Genomic DNA, 22,325 nt, shown 5'->3' with positions numbered 1-22,325 from the left:
TCATGAAACTGATCTATATTTTACTTTTCAGCCTTCCTTTTTTAACATTCGGCCAGAAATTTACACCAGAAGAAATTTCCCGCATCATGAAGGGAGACGTTAATTCCTCATTGCCTATTTTTCAAACATCAGATTCGCTCCAACATACAATTTTATTAGCAAAATCCACCGATGTTAAGCCTAGGAACAAGTACACAAAAGTTTTAGTAAGCCGCATGAAATCTGCCTTGCTTTCTACCCAAGGCGGAGTCGGCATTGCTGCCCCACAGGTTGGGATTAACAGAAATATTATTTGGGTACAGCGATTTGACCGACCAGAAAAGCCTTTACAGTATTTTCTGAACCCTAAAATTATCTGGCGCTCGGAAACGCTGAATCTGGGTCCCGAAGGTGATCTTTCCATCAGTGATTTTCGGGATCAGTTTTACAGAAATCAGATAATTCAGCTGGAATATTTCGATTTAAAAGGAAAAAAACATACTGAAATTGTAGAAGGTTTTACGGCCGTCATCATCCAGCACGAAATCGATCATCTTTTTGGAATCCTGATTACAGACAAAATTAAAGAGCAAAACCTCAGAAAATATCGGCCAGTGCAGGTTTATCAGGAAATTAAATAAGAAAATTTGAACTGTAAGCGATTTTAAATCAAGGTCGCCTCAAAAACGTCCATAAAATGTTTTTTGATTTTTTCTTTTAACGCTGCTACTTCATCAGCGGAAAATTCACGCTCCAGTTCTCTTTTTAGGGACGTTACAGACTTATCTCTAATTCCGCACGGAATAATGTATTCAAAATATCTTAAATCGGTGTTCACATTCAGCCCGAAACCGTGCATCGTCACCCATTTGGAGGTTTTCACGCCCATTGCACAAATCTTTCGGGCATAAGGTTTCCCTACATCCAGCCAAACACCGGTTTCTCCTTCGCTTCGTTCGCCTTTCAGCCCGTATTCTGCAATCACGCGGATGATTACTTCTTCCAGATTTCTCATGTACAGAAAGATATCGGATTTAAAATTATCCAGATCCAGAACCGGGTAACCCACCAACTGCCCGAAACCGTGATACGTAATATCGCCGCCACGGTTTGTTTTCACAAAAGTGGCGTTAATCGCTTTAAGTTTTTCGGAATTTGCGAGCATATTGTGTTCATCGCCGGATTTTCCCAAGGTATAAACGTGTGGATGCTCTACAAAAAGCAGATAATTTGGTGTTTCTTCATGTGCACCGTCAGTTCTGTCGCGGTTTTTAAGTTTCAGATCGATGATTTCCTGCATGAGTTTCGATTGATACTCGAATGCTTCTTCATAATCCATCAAACCTAAATCCTGAAATTTCAAACTCCTGTTCTGTGTTGCTGTCATGTACTTACAATTATTTGGGCAATCCCCTGCCAAGCTACTACAGCCGCGGGGTCGGGCTTTACGTTGCAATCTTTTTTCCGCGGCGGCTTCGCCGCCGCGGAAAAAAGGATTTCCACTTCAATCCCTATTGCGGAATCAGTTGTATAACCAAAAGCCCTTTTAGAACCACAAAAATACAAATTAATTTACTATGCTTTGAATAAAGTTTGTAGCGTTTTCCTTCCAGTTCTCCTTTTCTAAAAGAATCTTCATGAAGGCAGTGCCTATAATTCCGCCATCTGAAAATTGTGTTACCTTCCTGAAATCCTCTTTTGACTGAATCCCGAATCCTATCATCACAAGGTTTTTAAGTTTCAAATCCGAAAGGTTTTTCAGGTATTTTTCATTGTCGATTTCCTTTACCGAACTTCCGGTTGTTGACGAACTCGAAACTGCGTACAGAAAGCCTGAACTTAGCGAATCTAAATATTTTATTCTTTCATCGGAAGTTTCCGGCGTTACCAAAAAAGAAAAATTCAGGTGATATTTTTGCAGAATCTGGCTGTAATTCTTCTCGAATTCAATCGGTGGAAGATCGGGAATAATCAGTCCTGAAACTCCTGATTCTGCACATTCCCGGCAAAAGTTCACGAAACCGAAACTCAGAACCGGATTGATATAACCCATTAAAATGATGGGAATTTTAATTTCAGCTTTCACCGATTTCAGCTGTTCGAAAAGTTTTGCAATCGTCATCCCGTTTTTCAGCGCAAGTTCGTGGGCTTTCTGAATAACAGGTCCATCCGCCACGGGATCCGAATAGGGCATCCCGATTTCCACCATTTCTGCGCCGGCACTTTGAATAATTTTCAGAATTTCTGTCGTGTCTTCCAACTCCGGAACTCCTGCAGTAAAGTAAATATTGAGTTTTTTGTGGTATTGGGTGTTGGATGCTGGATGCTGGATGCCAGAGGTTGGGTATTGAATGTTATTTTGGTCGGTCATGATTTTTGTTTTTTGAGTACATATTGTTAAAAAGCCTGGACCCGCGCCCCGGCCTGAGTGGAGCTCTTTTTGCGAGGAGGAACGACGAGCAAAAAAGCGGGAACGGAGGACGGAAAAAGGCGCCCAAATAAAACTACAGATTTTTAAGATAAGTTTCCATGTCTTTGTCGCCGCGCCCGGAAAGGCAAATGACTACTACATCGTCCTTTGCAAAGGTTTTTCTGTTCAAAACTGCCAAAGCGTGCGCAGATTCCAAGGCTGGGATTATTCCTTCGAGTTTGGTGAGTTCAAAAGCTGATGTGAGCGCTTCATCATCATTGACGGAGAAAAATTCTGCGCGCTCTTCTTTGAACAGATTGGCGTGAAACGGCCCGATTCCCGGATAATCCAAACCCGCAGAAATGGAATGCGGCTCGATGACCTGTCCGTCTTCCGTCTGCATCACTAGGCTTTTGCTGCCGTGGAGAACGCCCAAAGTTCCGAGAAAAGTAGTTGCGGCAGATTTCCCTGAATTCACTCCAAAACCACCGGCTTCGGCCGCAATTAATTTTACATTTTCTTCATTCACAAAATGGTAAAAAGTACCTGCAGCATTGCTTCCACCGCCTACACAGGCGATGACGAAATCTGGATTTTCACGTCCGGTTTTCTCTTTCAGCTGCCATTTTATTTCTTCCGAAATGACACTTTGAAATCTCGCCACCAAATCGGGAAACGGATGCGGACCAACGACACTTCCAATGATATAATGCGTGGTCGTGGAATTGTTGATCCAGTCGCGCAACGCTTCATTCACCGCGTCTTTCAGGGTTTTAGAGCCCGAAGTTGCGGGAATTACTGTGGCGCCCAGCATTTTCATTCTTGCGACATTCGGAGCTTGTCTCGCAATGTCGATTTCGCCCATGTAAACGATGCATTCCAAACCTAAAAGTGCGCAGGCTGTCGCCGTAGCAACGCCGTGTTGTCCGGCACCGGTTTCTGCAATGATGCGGTGTTTGCCAAGTTTTTTGGCGAGTAAAGCCTGTCCGAGTGCATTGTTGATTTTATGCGCGCCGGTATGGTTCAAATCTTCTCTTTTTAAATAAATTTGAGTCTGGTATTTTTGGCTTAAATTTTTAGCGAAATACAGTGGTGTTGCTCTTCCTACATAGTTTTTCAGCAAATCCTGAAATTCTTCCTGAAATTCAGCAGATTCGATAATCTGAAGATATTTTTCCTTTAATTCCGCAACATTTGGGTATAACATTTCCGGGATGAAGGCACCGCCAAATTCGCCGTAATATCCGTTTTCGTCGGGGTTTTTATAATTTTTCATAAAAGTTTTTTATTTTTTCGAGGTCTTTGTTTCCTGCCTCGGTTTCAAATTTAGAATTGATGTCGAGCGCAAAAGGTTGCTGCCTAATATTTTGAATATCATTAAAATTTAGTGGAGAAATTCCGCCGCTCAGAAAATAAGGTTTGGGAATTTCGAGTTCATTTAAAATCTGCCAGTTGAAGGTTTTTCCGGTTCCGCCAAATGCTTTGGAATCGGTATCGAAAAGTAAATAATCGACATCTGATTTTAAATTTTGGATTTTGAATTTTAAATTTCCGAACTCAGTCCCTACTCTGAAAACCTTTATAATTTTTATTTCTTTATTCAGTTTATTCCGCAGTTCATCAATAAAGTTTTCTTCTTCGTCGCCATGAAGCTGGATATAATTCAACGCTGTATCTTCAGCAATTGCTACAATATTTTCAACTGACTCGTTTACAAAAACTCCGACTTTTCCTGAATGTTTAATTCCGGAAATCTCGCTTAAACTTAAGTGGTTTAAAACATATCGTGGTGATTTTTTGTAAAAAATAAAGCCCAAAAAGTCAACCTTCATCGAAATTAATTCATGAATTTGATCTGTTTTTGTTAAGCCACACACTTTTAGCTTCATGTTTAAAAGTAATTTACAAATTCTTCAAATGCTTTTCCCGGATTCTGGTTTTTCATAAAATATTCGCCCATTAAAAATCCGTTGAACCCTTTTTCTTTTAAAAATCTGAAATCTTCCACGCTGTAAATTCCGCTTTCTGCAACAGACAGCGTATCTTTTGGAAGAAGATTTTTCAGGTTGACTGAATGCTGCAAATCGACTTTAAAATCTTTCAGATTCCGGTTGTTGATTCCGACCAAATCGATGTCTTTATTAAAATGATTAAGTTCCGCTTCCGTGTGAATTTCCAATAAAACTTCCATTCCCAAGTCGTGAGAAAGACTGGTGAAATCTTTTACCTGTGAAGGTGAAAGACAAGCGGCAATCAGTAAAACTACGTCTGCGCCAATTGATTTTGCTTCGTAAAACTGGTATTCGTCTACCATGAAATCTTTTCGCAGGACGGGAACGTTAATTATGTTTCTGATATTGAGAATATCCTGAATGCTTCCGCCGAAAAAATGAGTATCGGTAAGAACCGAGATTCCACTGGCACCGCAATTTTCATAATATTTGGCTACTTCCAGAACATCTGCCTCGTCATTAATTAACCCTTTGCTTGGAGATTTTCTTTTGAATTCTGCAATAATCCCGGATTTTGCTTTCAGAGAATCTTTTAATGACAACTTTTGGCGATGAAAAAACTCAGAATCCTGCAGTTTCTCCACCGTAATCTTCGATTTTGCCGCTGAAACATCCTGTTTTTTTCTTTCTATGATTTGGTCTAAAATATTCATTCCTCAATTTTAATTTAAGATATTTTTCAAGCACTGCAAGGCTTTCCCACTTTCCAGGCTTTCCTTTGCCAGAAGTAAACAATCTTTATATTCGCCGAATTTTCCGGTATTCTTTAATGCAATCGCAGCGTTTGCCAAAACCACAGAATTTTGCTCGTATGTACCATTTGCTTCGAGAATATTTTTGAAAATATGAGCTGCATCCTGTTTTGTATTTCCGCCAAAAATCTTGTCGGGATCAATATTTTTAAATCCTAATTCTTCTGCTGAGAAAATATATTCTCCGCTTTTATCAAAGATTTTGGTGTCGCCGGTAAGCGAAATTTCATCGTATCCGTCGAGCGCGTGCACCAACAGAAAGTTTTCGTTTTTTTTCTGTAATAAATACTGATAAATACGTGCTATTTCCAAACTGTAAACGCCAATCATTGTATATTTCGGCTTTGCAGGATTAACCAGCGGACCTAAAACATTGAAGAAAGTACGCAAACCCAAACCTCGCCTCAACGGCGCTACAGATCGCAATGCCGGATGAAAAAGTGGCGCATGAAGGAAGCAAATATTTCCTTTTTCGAGATCTTTCTGTAAATCTTCAGTATTTGTTTTGAATTGATAACCAAGTTCTTCCAGTACATTCGACGAACCTGAAACGGTTGAAACACCGTAATTGCCATGTTTCGCGACTTTCTGGCCGGCGCCGGCAACCACAAAACTTGCCAATGTGGAAATATTGAACGTGTCTTTTCCGTCACCGCCGGTTCCCACGATATCGATCAAATCGTCGGTTCCCAAATCCGCAGGAACTGCAAGATTCAAAAGCGCTTCGCGAAAGCCTTCCAATTCCTCCAAAGTAATGCTGCGCATGAGGAAAACGGTTACAAAAGAAGTGACCTCATTTTCATTGAATTTGTTTTGGGCAATTTCTGTGAGAATGGCTTTTGCTTCCGCTTTTGAAAGCGTATTATGGTTGAATAAATATTGTAAAATCTGTTTCATTTTTTTGATTTTAAGAAGTCAGAAAGTTTTCTAAAATCTGTTTTCCATGAGGTGTTAAAATGCTTTCCGGATGATACTGAACGGCGTGCACATCGTAGGTTTTGTGTTTCAGACTCATAATCATTCCGCTTTCATCCACGCTTGTAATTTCAAGTTCATCTGGAAAATCTTCAGGATTTACGGCCCAGGAATGGTACCGTCCAACTTCAAGTTTTTCAGGTAAATTTTTGAAAAGTTTATGGTCTCTCAGTTGAGTTGCTTCGGTTGCAACACCGTGGAAAATCTCTGAAAGATTGATTAAACTTCCGCCAAAAGCTTCCGCAATCGCCTGTTGACCGAGACAAACACCGAGAATTGATTTTGTAGGAGCATATTTTTTAATAACATCCAGAAGAATTCCGGCTTCCTGGGGAATTCCGGGACCGGGTGAAAGGATGATTTTGTTGTATTTATTGATGTCATCCAAAGAAATCTGGTCATTGCGGAACACCTCTACTTTTTCACCCATAATCTGCTCAATCATCTGAACAAGATTGTAGGTAAAACTATCGTAATTATCTAAAACTAATATTTTCATGAGATATTTTAAACTAATTTTTCTGCTTTAAGAATTGCTTTTTTCAGTGCGCCTAACTTATTATTGACTTCCTGCAGTTCATTTTCTGAAGAAGATTTGGCCACAATTCCGGCTCCGGCCTGATAAAATAAAGTATTGTTTTTACTTAAAAAAGTGCGGATCATAATCGCTTGATTGCAGCTTCCGTCGAATCCGACAAAACCGATTGATCCACCATAAAAACTGCGCGAAGTTTTTTCATAATCATCAATAAGCTGCATCGCGCGGTATTTCGGTGCTCCGCTTAAAGTTCCCTGCGGAAAGGTGGTTGCAATCATTTCATATGGATTCTGATCTTCTGAAACATCGGCAGTAACCTCTGAAACCATGTGAATGACATGAGAAAAAAACTGAATTTCCTTGAGTTTTGAAACCGTAGTATTTTTTCCGATAATGCTTAAATCATTTCGCGCCAAATCAACAAGCATCGTATGTTCGGCATTTTCTTTTGGGTCTTTTCTGAGTTCTTCGGCAGATTGTAAATCTTCCCCGATATTTCCGGTGCGTTTGAATGTTCCTGCGATGGGATGAATAACGGCTTTCTGGTCTTTAATAATCAACTGACTCTCCGGACTGGAACCCATTAATTTATAATCTCCGTAATCGAAGAAAAACAGATAAGGTGAAGGATTGATGTTGCGCAAAGCACGATAAACATTGAATTCATCACCGATAAATTTCTGCTGAAATCTTCGGCTTAAAACCAACTGGAAAACATCGCCACGGAAACAGTGTTTTTTAGCAGTTTCTACGCCATTTCTGTATTCTTCGTCTGTTAAATTCGATTCTTCAGAACCTGTTTTTTGAAACGGAAAAACCGGTGCATTTTTTTGCTGGATTAAATTTTCAACCACTGAGATTTCTGATTTTAAACCCACAATTTTGTTTTCGATCAGAAACATTTCATCGTTATGATGATTGATCGCAATAACATACTGGTAAAGACGGTAACGCAAAAGCGGAATTCTGTTTTCCTCTGAAAGCTCCTTGAATTTTATATTTTCAAAAAACGGAATGGCGTCGTAAGAAGTGTAGCCAAAAAGTCCCTGCGCTGATTTGGCAATTTCGTGATTTGCCAGTTCACATTCAAAAACTTTTGAAAAATTCTGAAGTAAATCTGTTAGTTTTTCATTTTCAATATTTAGGGTTTGGGGACTTTCTAACGGGAATTTAATCTGGGCTTCAGTGTAATTTTTAATTTCAATTCCGGCGATTGCATTTACTGCGATGAAGGAAAAATTATTGTCGGTATTTTGATTTCCGGCACTTTCAAGAAGAATGGTATCGCGGAACTGGTCCCGAACTCGAAGGTAAATTCCGATGGGAGTAAAAAGGTCGCTCAGCGTCGATTTTACGGTGGTTTTGAGTTTTATTTTCTGATTGAAATTCATTATTTGGTGAAATTTTTAAATAAAAAAAAGACTTTAACATTACGTCAAAGTCTTTTCAATTTTTTGATAAAATATTAATTTTTACACAAAAGAGCAGTGCTCAAGACTTTGAAAGTTTTGAGGCCACCACCAGTTTGTATTGTTGTTCGTTTTCATTGTTGCAAATATATAAATCATTTCTAATTTAAAAAGAAAAAAATTAAAAAATTTATTCTTCAACATTTTTCAGTGCCATTAGCAAATGATATGCTCCTTTGGTTACGAAGGTTTTATTGGCATTTCTAACGTCAAAATTAAGCAGTTCGGTTAAGCCGTTTTCAGCATTTCCTATCGTTACGGGAAACATTTTGTACGTTTTCGGTTTTATCTCTTCAAAAATATACTGTTTGCCTTCCCAGGTTACGATGGCATCGTCGGGAATCACAAAACCTTTCTCTGCATTTACTTCAATCTCTGCATTCATAAATGTTCCCGGAATAAGGCTTTCGTTTTTGTCTATCAAATCGCAGTGAATCAGAACACTGCGGTCCGGCGCGAAATCTTTTCCGATTAATTTCACAACTGCTGCGTACTTTTTTTGAGGATTCTGGTTTGTGAATGCATAGACCTTGTGTCCGACGGAAATTTTATTAAGATCTTTTTCAAACACTTTCAGAGCCAAATGCGTTTGGGCGTTATTTACGATTTCATACAAAACATCGGCGGAAGAAACATATTGGCCAATAGTCGCATTCACTCTCGAAATATAACCTGAAATTGGTGCGACCACTGCCACCGACTTCCTGAGATTGCCGGAACTCACACTTCCCGGACTGATACCATATGAACGAAGCTGAGACTCAATTCCACGGACGGCAGCGCTCTGCGACTGGGCTTCGCTGGCGGCTTTCTGTGTGACCTTATCAGAACTTGCCTGATATTTATTCAGATATTTTTGGCGGTCATAATCTTTCTGCGCATAACCCAAATTCGATTTTGCCTGAAGATATTCCTTCTGAAGCCTTGCCAATTCAGGATTTTCAACTACCGCCAAAGTCTGGCCGCGGGAGACGAAATTTCCCGGCACAAACCGTGCGGTTTTTATAATTCCTCCGGTAGAAGATGATACGCCTGCCATTCCTGTTGGCGGCACATTGATTTGCCCGGTAAGCAGAATTTTGTTGGCAATATTTTCGTTACTAAGGGTTGTAGTTTCAATGCCGGCGGTTTTTTTCTGCAAATCGGTCAGCGTGATTTGGTCGCCGGAAATGGCGTATGTTTCCTGGGTTACCGTTTCCTCCTTTTTAGAACAGGAGAACAACAGAACACCGGAAAGTATTACTATAAGTGATTTTTTCATTTTTTTAAATAGTTTTTAAACAGATTTTTAACGTACACAATGCATTGCAAAAATTCTTTATTTATTTTTGAGATTAATGAGTTCTATAATCTGTTCATTCAACATCTTTTGTGCATCGATGTACTTATTCTGAATATCAAGCGACTGATTCACCAAAATCGTATATTCCAGATAGTTTATTTCACCTTCTCTGGACAGCAAATCTGCGGTAAACATGATGGTTTGTGCGTTTTTCAGACCTTTGGTTTTGTAATAATCGATTTCAGATTTAAGTTTCTGATATTCTGCAAAGGTTTTCGCGTACCTGCTTTTAAATTCACGGACGGCGATATCATAATTGTTTTCAGCAATCTGCTGGTTGATTTTCTGGCCTTCGATCAATGATTTCTGCGCCGCATTAAAAACCGGAAGCGCCAGCCCTATCAAACCACTTTGGAACCGGTGAGTTCCATTGTAATATTTATCATCGGATCCGGTGCCCTTCATGGTTGTAGAATTAATCCCGAAATTGAAACTCGGTAAAAGTTTAGCTTTTTCAGCTTCAAGTCTTGCATTTTCAATGTTTTTCTGATGCTCGAGTTGCGACAGAACCAAAGGATTTCCGTTAAAATTTTCATCAAAATCCAAATTCAGAAGATAAAAACTGTCTTTTTCATTCTGATACATTTCACCGTCATTGATAAGATAATTGAACTGATGCAGTGAAATTTCGCGGTCCTTCACCAAATTTTAGAGCTGAATTTCGGCCTGGCTTCGGTAAGCTTCAGCGGTGGTTTTCTCCAGAATGTTGCTTTCACCAGCTTTCAGTCGAATTTCGGAACGTTTGTAATAATTTGAATAAATGCTGTCGGCTTTTTTCAGGAGGTTCTGTTTTTCGTCCAGATAATTCAGATTATTGTAAACCAAAGCGATTTCCCTTTTCAGTTGCCATTTCTGAACATCCAGACCCAGCATTGCATTTTTCCACTGTTCCGTCAAAACCTGTTTTTGAGTTTTATAGAATTTCGGCAACCGCAGCGTTTGGTTAACGGAAAAAGCATTGTCCACATACGCAGAATTAATTTGTCCGATTTCTGTATTGATATTCAAAGGATCTATCGCTAGAGCAGAATTTTGGATGCGGTTCTGATAATCAACTTTCAGCTGGCCCGACTTTAAATTCAAATTGTTCTGAATTGCTTTGTCGTACGCATTTTCCAAAGAAATTGGAGTTTGCGAAAAGCTTTTCAGAAAAAACAATATTAAAAACAGACTGAAGTATTTAGGTTTCATTATTTTAAAATTATTCATCTAGATTAATGTTTTTTTTACGTTGAGGAAAATGTTTTTCAAACCACATATATACGGTTGGCAAAATGAAAAGCGTAAGGAAAGTCGCGAGAAGTAAACCACCGATCACTACTGTTGCGAGTGGTCTTTGTACTTCTGCACCTTCACCCTGGCTTATGGCCATCGGTAAAAATCCGAGAGAGGCTACCAAAGCGGTCATCAGTACTGGACGGAGCCGCATTTTACCTCCGATTCGCACTACTTCGTTCAAATTTGAATGAATTTCCTTCTGCCGGTTAAACTCTGCAATCAATACAATTCCGTTAAGCACCGCAACCCCGAAAAGAGCGATAAAACCTACACCTGCAGAAATACTGAAGTTCATTCCGCGCAGCCAAAGCGATAAAATTCCGCCAATAGCCGAAAGCGGGATTGTGGTAAAAATAATCAGGCCGTATTTCACGGAACTGAAAGCGAAATAAAGCATGAGAAGAATTAAAGCCAAACTGATAGGAACCGCGATACCGAGACGTTGCTGCGCCTGCTGAAGATTCTCGAACGTTCCGCCGTACTTGATGGTATAACCTACGGGAAGTTTTAAATTCTTATCGACCATTTGCTGTAAATCCTGCACAGTAGACTGAATGTCGCGCCCTTTCACATTGAACCCAACGACGATTCGGCGGTGTGCTTCTTCGCGCTGGATCTGGTTTACACTTTCCTTTAATTCCACCTGAGCTACTGCGCTTAAAGGAATTTCAACACCAGTGAGCGTGGGAATCAGAAGATTTTTTACATCTTCGAGATTTTTCCTGAGTTCCCCATCCAGACGGACTACCAAATCAAATTTTTTCTCTTCTTCGAAAACGGAACCCGCGCTCTGGCCTGCAAAAGCGGTATTTACCATTTTATTGACCTCACCGATGCTTAATCCATATTGGGAAAGTGCTGCGCGGTTATATTCAATTAAAATCTGGGGCATTCCGGAAATTGGTTCCACATAAATATTTTCTGCTCCATCGATTTTCTTGGAAATTTCGCCCAGTTTTTCAGCGTAAATCTTTAAAGAATCGAGATTTTCACCGAAAATTTTACATACAACATCCTGTCTTGCACCGGTCATCAGTTCATTAAACCTCATGTTAACCGGATATTGGAATGAATAGGTAACGCCCACGATATTTTTCTTGAGCTCTGCAGACATTTTTTCGGCGAGTTCGTCATATGATTTTGCGGAAGTCCATTCTTTACGTGGTTTTAGGATAATCATCATGTCGCTCGCATCAATCGGCATTGGATCGGTGGGTATTTCGCTGCTTCCGGTTTTCCCTACAATTTTTTCAATTTCAGGGAATTTTTTCAGCAGGATTTGTTGGCTTTTTAAAACTGCGTCAGTTGAAGTTTTAAGGTTACTTCCCGGTAAAACCCTCGTATCAACGGCAAAATCGCCTTCGGGAAGTGTGGGAATAAATTCTCCACCTAATTTAGTCATGATAAAAACCGAAACGAAGAAAAGTCCTAAAACACTGAAAAATAAAGGATTCTGAAATTTCAAAACTACCTTAAGAATTTTATCATAAACCGCTTCAAGCTTATCCATCATCCGGTCGGCATAATTTTTCTTATGAGTAATTTTCTTGGACAGAAACAATGCACTCATCATCGGGACATAAGTTAAAGACAGGATAAATGCACCTAAAAGTGCAAAAATCACCGTTTGCGCCATCGGTTTGAACATCTTACCTTCCACCCCTTCCAACGTAAGAATAGGTAAATAAACAATCAGAATAATAATCTGTCCGAATACCGCAGAATTCATCATTTTACCAGCTGAACTCTCCACGGTTTCGTCCATTTCTTTTGCGGTAAGGAAGTTTTTGTTGGCGAGCGTTGGGCCATGAAGCCTGTGTAGAATGGCTTCCACAATAATCACAGCACCATCCACAATCAAGCCGAAATCCAGCGCGCCTAAACTCATGAGATTTCCGGAAACCCCGAAGATATTCATCATGATAAACGCAAAAAGCATGGAAAGCGGAATGACAGACGAAACGATAAATCCTGCTCTAAGATTTCCGAGGAAAACTACAAGAACAAATATGACGATTAACGCGCCTTCAAGAAGGTTTTTAGAGACTGTGCTGATCGCATTGTTTACCATCTTGGTCCGGTCGAGGAAAGGTTCGATGATTACGCCTTCAGGAAGGGTTTTGCGGATTTCGTCGATACGGATTTTTACGTTTTCAATAACTTTATTGGAATTGGCGCCCTTCATCATCATCACCACCGCGCCGGCAACTTCACTTTTTCCGTTATAGGTCATGGCTCCGTAGCGGATGGCACTTCCATACTGCACTTTTCCAATATTTTCAATTAAAACAGGCGTTCCATCGGGAAGATTTTTTACGACTGTTTTTTCGATGTCATGGATTTTACCCATCAAACCTTCTGTCCTGATGTATAGAATTGTAGGACCTTTTATATGCACCACCAGTATTCTGGTTATTGTTTTCCAGAGCGGTGAAAACCTCCTGCATCGTCACTCCCATCGCTTTAAGTTGCGCAGGATTTACTGCAACTTCATACTGCTTCAGGTTTCCGCCAAAACTTGCAACATCAGCAACACCTTCTGTACCCAGAAGTTGACGTCTTACAATCCAATCCTGAATGGTACGAAGCTCCATAGCAGTGTAACGGTGCTCGTAACCCGTTTTCGGACGAATTGTATACTGATAAATTTCGCCTAAACCTGTGGAAATTGGTGCCATTTCGGGGACTCCAAGCGTTACAGGAATATCTTTGGAAACGTTTTGTAACCGTTCGGAAACCTGCTGCCTTGCAAGATAAAGATCTACGTCTTCCTCGAAAACAATGGTAACAACCGAGAGTCCAAAACGCGAAAAACTTCGCATCTGTTTGATTCCCTGTATATTGTTCATCGACTGTTCTAACGGAAAAGTAATAAACCGCTCCACATCTGGGGCGCCCAAACTTGGCGACGAAGTAATCAACTGTACTTGGTTATCGGTAATATCCGGTACGGCATCAATGGGCAGTTTCCGGAGTTCTATAATTCCGTAAATAATCCAGCCGAGTGTCATCAGGATGATGATCAGCTTATTTTTTATGGAAAAATTTATGATTTTATTAAGCATTCTTATTTTGAGTTAAATAATTAGAAGTCAATAGTTTTCACTATTAAAGTTACGGAGAAAACAGCCCGCAAACAGAAATTCCGCGAGCTATTTTATCATAAATGATATCAGTCATCATCGCTTTCGCCGGAATTTTCTCCGGCATCCTGAATGGCTGCCCCGCTTCGGATTTCGGTATGACGAATTTCCCCACCGGTTCTGCCAGCTTCCTGAGCGAAATACAGAGAAACTCCCGCCACGATTACTATCGTAACCGGCATCAGCTTATCCACAGAAAAATTCCGGTAACTTGTAAGTAGGCCAAGAAGAGAAATAACTCCAAGGAAAAATGACATTCCTGCGAAAATTTCTGCAGCTTCTTCGTGATCGTGCATCAGTTTTTCGGAAACTCCCTGGATATTTTCGATGGCGTGTTCGGCGCCTTCGCCGGTAGCTATAGCTGCAACAGATGCAGCAGCACCAAGAACAAATACGATATAAGCGTTACGTTTTGAAACGTCGGATTTTGTAATAATCCCTATGAGTAAAATAATTACTCCTACAACAGGAAATATGATTGGCAAATGGTTAACAACCAAATGCAGATGTGCGTTATTCATTTTGATTTAATTTAAAATTACACTTTTACGTAAGTATAAATAAGCCTAAACCGATGGTCAAGAGCTTATTTTATCTTTGATAATTCTTAAATTAAATTTTAGGCGGCTGCCAGATTTTCTGGAAAACAGAGGGAAAGAAATTTTCAGAATAGGCAAAATTCTGCTGTTCACCAATGTCGAGAGGTTTATGCTCGAAATTGAATTCTATTTTTTTTTCGGGGGAAACACAAAACTGAAAACATTAACCGAAACATCATGTGTTTTGAACGGAAGTTTCATATCCTGATGATAATCTCCATCAATGCCGTGATCCTCGAGGTAGTGCATTTTAATAAACGAAAAAACCGTAGTTCCGTTATCGATGATTTTATGGGAAATGTAATGTTCAATAAGATTAGGCATTTTCAAAATCTGCCTAACCTCTGAAAAAGAAAAGAGGTAAGTACATATCAAAAAGTAAGTAATGTACTTTTTCATAGTGCAAAATTACTCAAATTCCAGAGAAAATGCTAGAGAATCATCAATTTATAACCGGTATAATTAAGAATAACCTTCCGAAGGCTGGATGATAAAATTTATACAAACTTGCAGTTCCTTTTGAAATTTCTATTTTTGCCCAAATTAAATTTACAATGAAAAAATTATTCGCATTTGCATTCATCGGCGGTTTGGTATTGGCTGGATGCTCAAAAAAAGAAACTTCAACGGAAAGCAACAGAATGCTGGAAGAGCCGGAAGCAGAAGTTACCGTTACTGCTCCAGCAGCAACACCAGTAGCTGCTGATTCTACTGTAGTTAAATAACCCAAAGGTTCAAATGATTACAGGCAGTCGGCAACGGCTGCTTTTTTTGTTTATATTCATCAAAAAATCACTAAATTTGCGCTCTTAAAAAGCAAGAAAACATGCAGTTATCAGAACAGGAAATTATCCGGAGAGAAAAGTTAGCCACTTTACAGAAAATGGGGATCGATGCTTTTCCGGCCGAAGAATATAAAATCACAGATACCACAAAATCCATCAAGGAAAATTTTACAGAAGGCAAAAAAGTACAGATTGCCGGAAGACTGATGAGCCGAAGAATCCAGGGGAAAGCAAGTTTTGCTGAACTGCAGGATTCCGAAGGCCGAATTCAGGTGTATTTCAACCGTGATGAAATCTGTACCGGTGAAGATAAAACCCTGTATAACGAAGTTTATAAACACCTTTTAGACATCGGTGATATCATCGGCATCGAAGGCGAACTTTTCACCACCCAGGTTGGTGAAATGACCGTGAAAGTTGAGAATTTTAAAATCTTGACCAAATCTTTAAGACCGCTCCCGCAACCAAGAACTGATGAAAACGGTGTAGTTCACGATGCTTTCAACGATCCTGAACTCAGATACCGCCAGCGTTATGTAGATTTAACGGTGAATCCTCACGTGAAAGAAGTTTTTGTAAAAAGAACAAAACTCTTCAATGCCATGCGTACATTTTTCAATAACGCAGGCTATTTTGAGGTAGAAACCCCGATTCTACAGTCAATTCCTGGTGGCGCTGCAGCCAAACCGTTCATCACGCATCACAATGCTTTAGATATTCCATTATATTTAAGAATTGCGAACGAATTATATCTGAAGAGACTTATTGTAGGTGGTTTTGACGGAGTTTATGAATTTTCGAAAAACTTCAGAAACGAAGGAATGGACAGAACCCATAATCCGGAATTTACTGCAATGGAAATCTATGTCGCGTACAAAGATTACAACTGGATGATGGATTTCACCGAAAAACTTTTGGAATTCTGCGCCACACAGGTTAACGGAACTTCCGAATCTACTTTTGGCGAGCACACCATCAACTGGAAAGCGCCCTACCCTAGAATTTCGATGACAGAAGCCATTCAGAAATTTACAGGTTTCGACATCACCGGCAAATCCGAACAGGAACTTTTTGATTTTGCTAAATCTATTGGCGTTGAAGTGAACGAAACCATGGGTAAAGGAAAATTAATCGACGAAATTTTCGGTGAAAAATGCGAAGGAAACTTCATCCAGCCGACCTTCATCACCGATTATCCGATTGAGATGTCGCCTTTAACCAAAAAGCACCGCAGCAAAGAAGGTTTAACCGAAAGATTCGAATTAATGGTTTGCGGTAAAGAAATCGCAAATGCTTATTCGGAATTAAACGACCCTATTGACCAAAGAGAACGTTTCGAATCGCAAATGGCACTTTCAGAAAGAGGCGATGACGAGGCCATGTTCATCGACAACGATTTCCTGCGCGCATTGGAATACGGAATGCCGCCAACATCAGGTTTAGGCATCGGTATGGACCGTTTGATTATGTTTTTAACCAACAATCCGTCGATTCAGGAGGTTTTGTTCTTCCCGCAAATGAAACCGGAAAAAGCAGTTCCTCAAATCGAACTGGGCGAAGACGAAAAGGTGATTCTCGAAATCCTGAACTCTCAGGAAGAACCAATGGATCTTGCAGAAGTAAAAACAAGAAGCCAGCTTTCAGGAAAAAAATGGGACAAGGCGACTAAAAATCTTACCAAATTCGATATGATTAAAGTTGAGAAAAGTGAAGAAGCAGTTCTGATGAAACTTCTCTAAAAAGTTATTTTTCAATACATAAGTCTCCGCAAATGCGGGGGCTTTTTTGTGGAAAACTTCTACATTTTTAATTGCTTTTCCAGCTTTCATAATCCGATTAAATTCAGTATATTTGTTGGTCTTTTTGAAGAACCGGAAAGATGGAAATTCAGAAAAATTAAATTGAAATTTATTGCAGCCAGCACCAAATTTTGTTGGCAAAAAAGAAGATATGAGTCAAAAAGAATATACAGCGAGTAGTATACAGGCGTTAGAAGGAATGGAACATGTGAGGTTAAGACCCTCCATGTATATCGGTGATGTCGGATTAAGAGGACTTCACCATTTGGTTTACGAAGTGGTAGATAACTCTATTGATGAGGCATTGGCAGGACACTGCGACACTATTTCCGTAACCATTCACGAAGGAGAAGCAATTTCAGTGAAAGACAACGGGCGTGGTATTCCGGTAGATTTTCACGAAAAAGAACAGAAATCTGCACTTGAAGTGGTAATGACCAAAATTGGTGCAGGTGGTAAATTCGACAAGGACTCCTATAAAGTTTCCGGTGGACTTCACGGGGTTGGGGTATCTTGTGTTAACGCACTTTCTACTTCCCTGGTTGCTACGGTAAACAGAAATGGAAAAGTCTACCAGCAGAAATATTCTGAGGGTAAAGCTTTAACAGAAGTTAAAGAAATTGGAACCACTGAAGAAAGAGGAACCGAAGTATTTTTTCAGCCCGATCACACCATTTTCCAGGAATTGGTTTACAATTACGATACCCTAGCAGCAAGATTAAGAGAACTTTCTTTTCTTAACAAAGGTATCACGATCAGCTTAACCGATGAAAGACAGAAAAACGAAGACGGTACTGCCGTTTCCGAAATTTTTCACTCAGAAGGCGGTCTGAAGGAATTTGTAGAATACATCGACGGAAACCGCGAATCGATCATGAGTAATGTGATCTTCATGGAAGGTGATAAAGACGATATTCCGGTAGAAGTAGCGATGCGTTATAACACTTCTTATAACGAAAATCTTCACTCTTATGTGAATAACATCAATACCCATGAAGGAGGTACGCACTTAGCAGGTTTCAGAAGAGCTTTAACAAGAACTTTGAAAAAATTTGCTGATGAGCTGGGCATTCCTGCCAAAGAAAAAGTTGAAGTAACCGGGGACGACTTCCGCGAAGGTCTTACTGCGGTTATTTCTGTAAAAGTGATGGAGCCTCAGTTTGAAGGGCAAACCAAAACAAAATTGGGCAACTCTGAAGTTTCGGGTGCGGTGGATAAAATCGTGGGCGAAATGCTGACGAACTTCTTAGAAGAAAACCCGAACGAAGCCAAATTAATTGTTCAGAAAGTTGTTTTGGCGGCAAAAGCAAGACAGGCAGCAAAAAAAGCAAGAGAACTTGTTCAGAGAAAATCGCCGATGGGTGGAAGCGGACTTCCGGGAAAACTCTCCGACTGTTCCTCAAAAGATCCTGAAATTTCTGAAATTTTCCTCGTGGAGGGAGATTCTGCAGGTGGAACTGCAAAACAGGGCCGTGACCGTCATTTCCAAGCCATTCTGCCGTTGAGAGGTAAAATTCTGAACGTTGAGAAATCAATGCTTCATAAGGTTTACGACAACGAAGAAATCAAAAATATTTATACCGCTCTCGGTGTTTCCGTAGGCACCGAAGAAGACAGCAAAGCACTCAACATGAGCAAACTCCGTTATCATAAAGTTGTAATTATGACGGATGCTGATATCGACGGATCACACATCTCTACCCTAATCTTAACCTTCTTCTTCCGTTACATGAAGGAACTTATAGAAAACGGCTATATCTACATCGCACAGCCGCCACTGTATCTTCTGAAAAAAGGCAACAAAAAAATCTACGCCTACAACGAGAAAGAACGGGAAGAATTTACTTTAGAAATGGCTCCGGACGGAAAAGGTGTTGAAGTACAGCGTTACAAAGGTCTAGGGGAAATGAATCCAGAGCAACTTTGGGAAACTACCTTGAATCCTGAGAACAGAATCCTGAAACAGGTAACCATCGACAGTCTGGCAGACGCTGATAATGTATTCTCGATGCTGATGGGCGACGAAGTGCCACCACGAAGAGAGTTTATCGAGAAAAATGCAGTGTATGCAAAAATCGATGTTTAATTCATAATACGATAAACTGAACAAAAAAACTGCTCAAAATTGAGCAGTTTTTTATTTTAAAATAATTAATTTTGAGGATGAAAAATATTTCTGCAGTTCTTTTTTTAACATTTTTAGCTTTTTTCAGTTGTAAAAAAGCCGAAAACCCTGACGCAAAAACATCTGAAAAATCCCTTTCAAAAGAAGTTCCGGTAAAAGTTTTAGCAACCGATTCCTTAGCAACGGTCGATTCTTTAAAAATAAACGAAAACCTTACTGCAATTTTCAGGTCAACGGTTTTGGTTTTTCCTAATCTGAATAACAAGTCGCTGCTCGACAGTATTTATGCTCCGCTAAATCTTAAGCTGAAAGAATATTCCAAAGAAAATATTGAAGCCGAAATTGAGACTCAGAAGAACGAATATTTTGCAGACACCAAAAAATCTCTGGAAGACTGGAGCCCCGATTTCCCGCAAACCTGGGAACAGAATTCTTACATGAAAAAGTTTTCAAAGCTAAATGATTTCATGACCATTCAGTATAAAAGTGATGGATACACGGGCGGTGCTCACGGCTATTATAATGAGCTATACAGAGTTTTTGATGTAAAAACGAACAGGCAGGTACACCTGGGAGATATTCTGAAAGTGCGTGATGCGAAAATATGGAGCAGAATTCTTATGGATCATTTCCTGAAAAACGATCTGGACAAAGGGCAAGCGCAAATGCTTTTGGTAAAGGAAATTCCGCTTAACGATAATTTTTATTTTGATCAGGAGCATCTTTATTTTCTGTACAACCAATACGAAATTGCAGCGTATGCAGCCGGTCCCGTGCTTATAAAAGTTCCGTACAGCGAAATAAAACCTTTTCTGACTGAGGATTTCAGAACAAAACTGAATTTAAACTAATTACGTTTTCTATTTTCTGATTTATATGATGCGAAACGTAGCCTTTATTATCAATCCTTTTTCTGCAAAAAAAAACTATCACCCGTTTCTTCGCGCCCTGAAAAAAAGGATTTCGGATCCGGTTTACTATATTTCAGAGTCTATAGAAGATACGTATCATTTTATTGACACGCATTTTTCTGATACCGATATTTTCGTTGCGGTTGGCGGCGATGGCACCATTTCTACAGTGGCGCAAAAGCTTATTAATACTGATAAGATTCTTGCAATATTTCCCGCAGGATCAGGTAACGGGTTTTCAAATGAGACTAAATTTTCTAAAAACATTGACGATCTTTTAACTAAAATTAAAAGCAGAAAAACCAAACAAATCGATACCTTCACTGTCAACGGAAGACTTTCTATCAATGTTTCCGGGACCGGTTTTGACGGAAAAGTGGTGAAAGAATTCGAAAAAACAGAAAGAGGCTTCAAGAATTACATTAAAGTTTCCATTAAAACCTTCTTTAATTACAAACCTGTTCAGATTAAATTTTTAACCGACAATTATCAGCAGTATAACGGGAAATATTTGATGCTAAATATTGCAAACACTCGGCAGTTCGGCAACAACGCCTACATCGCACCGAAAGCGAGAAAAAGTGACGGTCTTGTTGATTTGGTTTTGGTAAAAAAATTCCCGCTCACCTACTCGCCTTTTTTCGCCTTCAGAATGTTCACCAAAAGGCTGAAAGATGATCACTATGTCACCTATCTTCCGGTTTCTGAAATAGAATTTGAAGTGAATACCAAAAACTGGCACCTTGACGGGGAATTCAATAAAATAACGTCGCCTATAAAAGTGAAAGTGCAGCCTAAAAGCCTCAACATTTTACAGTAATTCCCGGAGGCCCTTTTTATAGGTTTCCAGCGCTCTTTCCCTGGCAAATTTATGATCAATCATCGGTTTCGGATATGAGGAAGTTCCAAATTCTTTTACCCATTTTTTAACATACACAACGTCGGGATCAAATTTTTTCTGCTGCTCTTCTGGATTAAAAACCCTGAAATAAGGTGCCGCATCACAGCCCGAACCTGCGCTCCACTGCCAGTTCCCGTTGTTGGCCGATAAATCATAGTCAAGTAATTTTTCCGCGAAATACGCTTCCCCAATTCTCCAATCGGTCAACAGATGCTTGGTAAGAAAACTTGCACAAACCATTCGGACTCTGTTGTGCATGAAACCGGTTTCGTTCAGTTCGCGCATTCCTGCATCCACCAACGGAAAACCAGTTTTGCCTTCCTGCCATTTTTTTAAACTTTCTTCGTCAGAAAGCCACTGGATTCCATCATATTTTGTTTTGAATGAATGATGCACAACTTTAGGGAAATGATACAGGATTTGCATAAAAAACTCCCGCCAGATCAGTTCTTTCAAATATGTTTCGTTCAACTGTTTTGCGATTTTGGCCAATGCGCGAACACTAATGGTTCCGAAACGCAGATGCACACCCATTTCTGAAGTTGCCAACGCCGGAAAATTTCTTGTTTCGTGGTAATGTTTTAATATTTCAGTATTCAAGGATGGACTTTGATAGCGATAACCACTTGGCTGAAAACCAATATCCTGTAATGAAAAGTTCTGTTTTTCAGCATCAATAAAATGGTTCAAAAGTTTTTCGGAAGGATAATTTTCGGTTTCCTGAGTGTTGTATTTTAAAAGCCACTGTTTTGAATAGGGCGTGTAAACGGTATAAGGCGATTTGTCGGCTTTCAGAATATCATTCTTATGAAAATGAACCTGATCTTTGTACGAAAGAAATTCAATATTGTTGAGATGAAAAAGATCCTTAATCTCAGCGTCCCTTTGAATGGCAGAGGGTTCGTAATCCTCATTGCAAAAAACTTTTTCAACCGGATAAGTTTCAATAATTTTCCGGAAGACTTCTAAGGGTTTCCCGTGATAAATTTTAACGCATTTCCCGTTCTTTTCTAGATTTTCATTAATGTTATTTAACGCCTGAAAAATAAAATCTACTCTCCTGTCCTTTGAATTTTCGAGTTTCGAAAGAATATCAGTATCAAATATAAAGACCGGCAACACTTTATTTGGGGATTTCAAAGCCTGCATAAGACCATGATTATCACTCAAGCGTAAATCTCTTCTGAACCAGAAAACAGAAAATTTTTCAGACATATTATATTAATTTTTAGGTTTCGGGAGTATTTTTTTTATTAACTTTATTAAAAACATGATGGTCAAAGTCTTTTTCAAAGAACTCAAAATTT

The 22,325-nt window shown here is 39.5% G+C and carries 18 protein-coding genes and 1 pseudogene; 6 read left to right on the top strand and 13 right to left on the bottom strand.

Annotated elements, in window-relative coordinates; genetic code table 11:
- The first annotated feature begins 2 nt into the window (after positions 1–2).
- Positions 3–620 carry a peptide deformylase gene (locus OK344_RS08060; protein WP_265144313.1) on the top strand — a complete coding sequence of 206 codons (618 nt, stop codon included), beginning with the start codon at positions 3–5 and terminating at the stop codon, positions 618–620.
- A gap of 23 nt (positions 621–643) precedes the next feature.
- On the opposite strand, the gene lipB is transcribed toward OK344_RS08060, so the two are convergent.
- The 12 genes and pseudogenes from lipB to OK344_RS08000 all read right to left on the bottom strand — a co-directional run bounded on the left by lipB (position 644) and on the right by OK344_RS08000 (position 14,821).
- A complete protein-coding gene (gene lipB / locus OK344_RS08055) occupies positions 644–1,366 on the bottom strand; it encodes a lipoyl(octanoyl) transferase LipB (protein ID WP_265144312.1) in 723 nt (240 codons plus the stop codon).
- A 180-nt stretch (positions 1,367–1,546) separates the two neighbouring features.
- Entirely contained in the window at positions 1,547–2,350 is an 804-nt protein-coding gene (trpA, locus tag OK344_RS08050) for a tryptophan synthase subunit alpha (protein WP_265144311.1), read from the bottom strand.
- 133 nt (positions 2,351–2,483) lie between these two features.
- Complete coding sequence (gene trpB / locus OK344_RS08045; protein ID WP_265144310.1) at positions 2,484–3,665, bottom strand: tryptophan synthase subunit beta; 1,182 nt, start codon at positions 3,663–3,665, stop codon at positions 2,484–2,486.
- On the bottom strand, positions 3,652–4,278 hold the full coding sequence (locus OK344_RS08040) for a phosphoribosylanthranilate isomerase (RefSeq protein WP_265144309.1): 627 nt from the start codon (positions 4,276–4,278) through the stop codon (positions 3,652–3,654). Before OK344_RS08040 ends, trpB begins: the two co-directional genes overlap by 14 nt.
- 2 nt (positions 4,279–4,280) lie before the next feature.
- The gene (trpC, locus tag OK344_RS08035) at positions 4,281–5,054 is read right to left on the bottom strand and encodes an indole-3-glycerol phosphate synthase TrpC (protein WP_265144308.1); all 774 of its coding nucleotides are present in this window, start codon (positions 5,052–5,054) and stop codon (positions 4,281–4,283) included.
- Positions 5,055–5,063: 9 nt separating this feature from the next.
- Entirely contained in the window at positions 5,064–6,050 is a 987-nt protein-coding gene (gene trpD, locus OK344_RS08030; protein ID WP_265144307.1) for an anthranilate phosphoribosyltransferase, read from the bottom strand.
- Positions 6,051–6,060: 10 nt separating this feature from the next.
- Complete coding sequence (locus tag OK344_RS08025; RefSeq protein WP_265144306.1) at positions 6,061–6,627, bottom strand: anthranilate synthase component II; 567 nt, start codon at positions 6,625–6,627, stop codon at positions 6,061–6,063.
- 8 nt (positions 6,628–6,635) lie between these two features.
- Positions 6,636–8,057, bottom strand: a complete 1,422-nt coding sequence (locus OK344_RS08020) for an anthranilate synthase component I family protein (protein ID WP_265144305.1) — start codon at positions 8,055–8,057, stop codon at positions 6,636–6,638.
- Between the two features lie 208 nt (positions 8,058–8,265).
- Positions 8,266–9,396: an efflux RND transporter periplasmic adaptor subunit gene (locus OK344_RS08015; protein WP_265144304.1), complete on the bottom strand. Its 1,131-nt coding sequence runs from the start codon at positions 9,394–9,396 to the stop codon at positions 8,266–8,268.
- A gap of 57 nt (positions 9,397–9,453) precedes the next feature.
- A pseudogene (locus OK344_RS08010) lies at positions 9,454–13,820 on the bottom strand (CusA/CzcA family heavy metal efflux RND transporter).
- 107 nt (positions 13,821–13,927) lie between these two features.
- Positions 13,928–14,419, bottom strand: a complete 492-nt coding sequence (locus OK344_RS08005) for a hypothetical protein (protein WP_265144303.1) — start codon at positions 14,417–14,419, stop codon at positions 13,928–13,930.
- Between the two features lie 204 nt (positions 14,420–14,623).
- Entirely contained in the window at positions 14,624–14,821 is a 198-nt protein-coding gene (locus OK344_RS08000; RefSeq protein ID WP_265144302.1) for a hypothetical protein, read from the bottom strand.
- 230 nt (positions 14,822–15,051) lie between these two features.
- Between OK344_RS08000 and OK344_RS07995 the strand changes: the two genes are divergently transcribed.
- The 5 genes from OK344_RS07995 to OK344_RS07975 all read left to right on the top strand — a co-directional run bounded on the left by OK344_RS07995 (position 15,052) and on the right by OK344_RS07975 (position 20,937).
- Positions 15,052–15,222, top strand: coding sequence for a hypothetical protein (locus OK344_RS07995; RefSeq protein ID WP_218249613.1), 171 nt, complete (start codon positions 15,052–15,054; stop codon positions 15,220–15,222).
- Positions 15,223–15,323: 101 nt separating this feature from the next.
- On the top strand, positions 15,324–17,021 hold the full coding sequence (lysS, locus tag OK344_RS07990; RefSeq protein WP_265144301.1) for a lysine--tRNA ligase: 1,698 nt from the start codon (positions 15,324–15,326) through the stop codon (positions 17,019–17,021).
- A gap of 211 nt (positions 17,022–17,232) precedes the next feature.
- Positions 17,233–19,167, top strand: a complete 1,935-nt coding sequence (gene gyrB, locus OK344_RS07985; protein ID WP_265144300.1) for a DNA topoisomerase (ATP-hydrolyzing) subunit B — start codon at positions 17,233–17,235, stop codon at positions 19,165–19,167.
- A 77-nt stretch (positions 19,168–19,244) separates the two neighbouring features.
- Positions 19,245–20,057 carry an RsiV family protein gene (locus OK344_RS07980; RefSeq protein WP_265144299.1) on the top strand — a complete coding sequence of 271 codons (813 nt, stop codon included), beginning with the start codon at positions 19,245–19,247 and terminating at the stop codon, positions 20,055–20,057.
- Between the two features lie 28 nt (positions 20,058–20,085).
- Positions 20,086–20,937, top strand: coding sequence for a diacylglycerol/lipid kinase family protein (locus tag OK344_RS07975; RefSeq protein ID WP_265144513.1), 852 nt, complete (start codon positions 20,086–20,088; stop codon positions 20,935–20,937).
- Here the strand turns inward: OK344_RS07975 and OK344_RS07970 are convergent.
- Positions 20,929–22,233, bottom strand: coding sequence for a cryptochrome/photolyase family protein (locus OK344_RS07970; protein ID WP_265144298.1), 1,305 nt, complete (start codon positions 22,231–22,233; stop codon positions 20,929–20,931). The two genes, OK344_RS07975 and OK344_RS07970, sit on opposite strands and share 9 nt — an antisense overlap.
- Positions 22,234–22,325 lie beyond the last annotated feature (92 nt).

The organism is Kaistella yananensis, from assembly GCF_026107505.2.
In the GTDB taxonomy this organism is placed as follows: domain Bacteria; phylum Bacteroidota; class Bacteroidia; order Flavobacteriales; family Weeksellaceae; genus Kaistella; species Kaistella yananensis.
This window is presented reverse-complemented; position numbering and strand designations above follow the sequence as displayed.

Bases quoted from the DNA above. Each gene is read 5' to 3' on its own strand.
- OK344_RS08060 (WP_265144313.1), top strand. From the start codon at position 3: ATGAAACTGATCTATATTTTACTTTTCAGCCTTCCTTTTTTAACATTC.
- lipB (WP_265144312.1), bottom strand. From the start codon at position 1,366: ATGACAGCAACACAGAACAGGAGTTTGAAATTTCAGGATTTAGGTTTG.
- trpA (WP_265144311.1), bottom strand. From the start codon at position 2,350: ATGACCGACCAAAATAACATTCAATACCCAACCTCTGGCATCCAGCAT.
- trpB (WP_265144310.1), bottom strand. From the start codon at position 3,665: ATGAAAAATTATAAAAACCCCGACGAAAACGGATATTACGGCGAATTT.
- OK344_RS08040 (WP_265144309.1), bottom strand. From the start codon at position 4,278: ATGAAGCTAAAAGTGTGTGGCTTAACAAAAACAGATCAAATTCATGAA.
- trpC (WP_265144308.1), bottom strand. From the start codon at position 5,054: ATGAATATTTTAGACCAAATCATAGAAAGAAAAAAACAGGATGTTTCA.
- trpD (WP_265144307.1), bottom strand. From the start codon at position 6,050: ATGAAACAGATTTTACAATATTTATTCAACCATAATACGCTTTCAAAA.
- OK344_RS08025 (WP_265144306.1), bottom strand. From the start codon at position 6,627: ATGAAAATATTAGTTTTAGATAATTACGATAGTTTTACCTACAATCTT.
- OK344_RS08020 (WP_265144305.1), bottom strand. From the start codon at position 8,057: ATGAATTTCAATCAGAAAATAAAACTCAAAACCACCGTAAAATCGACG.
- OK344_RS08015 (WP_265144304.1), bottom strand. From the start codon at position 9,396: ATGAAAAAATCACTTATAGTAATACTTTCCGGTGTTCTGTTGTTCTCC.
- OK344_RS08005 (WP_265144303.1), bottom strand. From the start codon at position 14,419: ATGAATAACGCACATCTGCATTTGGTTGTTAACCATTTGCCAATCATA.
- OK344_RS08000 (WP_265144302.1), bottom strand. From the start codon at position 14,821: ATGCCTAATCTTATTGAACATTACATTTCCCATAAAATCATCGATAAC.
- OK344_RS07995 (WP_218249613.1), top strand. From the start codon at position 15,052: ATGAAAAAATTATTCGCATTTGCATTCATCGGCGGTTTGGTATTGGCT.
- lysS (WP_265144301.1), top strand. From the start codon at position 15,324: ATGCAGTTATCAGAACAGGAAATTATCCGGAGAGAAAAGTTAGCCACT.
- gyrB (WP_265144300.1), top strand. From the start codon at position 17,233: ATGAGTCAAAAAGAATATACAGCGAGTAGTATACAGGCGTTAGAAGGA.
- OK344_RS07980 (WP_265144299.1), top strand. From the start codon at position 19,245: ATGAAAAATATTTCTGCAGTTCTTTTTTTAACATTTTTAGCTTTTTTC.
- OK344_RS07975 (WP_265144513.1), top strand. From the start codon at position 20,086: ATGCGAAACGTAGCCTTTATTATCAATCCTTTTTCTGCAAAAAAAAAC.
- OK344_RS07970 (WP_265144298.1), bottom strand. From the start codon at position 22,233: ATGTCTGAAAAATTTTCTGTTTTCTGGTTCAGAAGAGATTTACGCTTG.